This is a genomic window from Psychrobacter sp. CMS30, assembly GCF_904846565.1.
Classification (GTDB): domain Bacteria; phylum Pseudomonadota; class Gammaproteobacteria; order Pseudomonadales; family Moraxellaceae; genus Psychrobacter; species Psychrobacter maritimus.
This window is the reverse complement of the sequence record NZ_CAJHBF010000046.1, coordinates 1-1,710: the sequence shown is the minus strand read 5'-3', so window position 1 is coordinate 1,710 and position 1,710 is coordinate 1. Positions and strand designations below refer to the sequence as shown.

The 1,710-nt window shown below is 43.5% G+C and carries 1 protein-coding gene and 1 pseudogene; both read left to right on the top strand.

Features of this window, described 5'->3' with window-relative positions:
- Positions 1 to 1,220, top strand: a pseudogene (gene secF, locus JMX94_RS13170) (protein translocase subunit SecF); the annotation flags it as partial.
- Positions 1,221 to 1,405: 185 nt separating this feature from the next.
- A partial coding sequence (locus JMX94_RS13165; protein WP_265088974.1) for an MATE family efflux transporter occupies positions 1,406 to 1,710 on the top strand: 305 nt, incomplete at its 3' end.

Here is a 1,710-nt window from a genome sequence, read left to right as displayed (position 1 = left end):
AATAACCCCGAACCGAATGGCTCAAATGGCGAAGCTAGTACGCGCCGCCGTAAAAAACCGCGCCGTGATGGTAAAGGCAGTAATACCCAAAGCAATAAGACTTCTAAGACGAGCTTGAGTAAAAATAAAACCCGTCGCGCCGGTAAAGATGCGGGTAAAGACAGCCATGCATTGGCCACGCAAGCAATGGATCCTAATCTAAATAATTTAGACATAGGTGACGCTGAAGAAATGCAGCAGCAGAAGCTGAAGGTGGCATCAAAGCCATTGGCGATCAACGTATCATCCCATTTATGAAGTTAGAAAAGCCGATGGCACTTCTATCACTGCTGATGGTGATTGGTAGTATTATCGCCATTGCCGTCAATGGTCTAAATCTAGGTCTTGATTTCACCGGCGGGGTTTCAGCAGATGTACGTTATGAGCAGCCTGCTGAACAAGTCGAAGTGGTTAAAGCGTTGGCTGATAATGGTTTTGATGATGCTGTCGTGCAGTATTTAGGGACGCGTCAAGAGCTTTTAGTACGTCTACCACCACAGTCTGACAACGTCGACGGACTTAATGCCAGTCTGAGTAAAGCGTTGGCACTGCCTAATAATAATGTTGAAATCAGTAATGTTAATATTATCGGTAGCCAAGTAGGTAATGAAGTTTACCTAAACTCTGTCATGTCGCTGGTATTGGCATTGGCCTGTATGCTTGGTTATGTTGCCCTACGCTTTCAGTTTAAGCTGGCGCTTGGTGCCGTATTGTCGCTATTTCATGATGCTATCGTGACCATCGGGGTCTTTGCATTATTTGGCTTCCCATTTGACTTAACGGTCTTGGCGGCTATTTTGGCCTTGATTGGTTATTCATTGAACGATACGATTGTCGTCTATGACCGTATCCGTGAGAACTTCCGCCGTGTCCGTGGTATCACGCCGCGTCAAACGGTTGATTTGTCATTAACAGAGACGCTACGCCGTACGATTATGACTATCTCAACCGTACTATTGGTTGTCCTCGCGATGTTATTCTTAGGCGGTGATGGTCTATACTGGTTCTCAGTGGCGCTCTTTATCGGTTTACTTGCAGGTACCTATTCATCGACTTATATTGCAAGCTCTATTCCTTTAAGAATGGGTTTATCACGTGATGACTTTATCGTTAAAGTAAAACCTGAGTTTGAAGAAGAAATCGTAACCTTTAATGATCCAAAAATGTATGAGCAAGATTAATGCTTACCTCAAAGGTAATAATTAGACCCTTTAATTATTAAGCTGCTAGTTATTAAGCTGATAAGCGTTATCCTGACAAAAGCACCTACACCCTAGGTGCTTTTGTCTTTATATTATTTATATTTTAAAGTTATGTAAAAAGTGATTACTAAACTTCTCTGCCTCGTTATATAAGCGACTAAGCTATGTCATCTACCTTGCCGCCAAGTACTATGCCGCCTATCGATACTCGCTATGCGCGCATTATCGCCATCGCCTTGCCAGTATTATTGGCCAACCTTGCGATGCCACTACAAAGTGTCATTGATACAGCGATTGTCGGTAATATGAATGACACCGCTAAGCTTGCTGGGATGGGCTTAGCCATACAGCTGCTGTCTTTAATACTGGTCAGCTTTAACTTTTTGCAATATGCGTCATCTGGACTGTCGGCACAAGCATTGGGGCAACTGGCTAATAAAGATGCCCCTAACAATAACAATGCGCCATT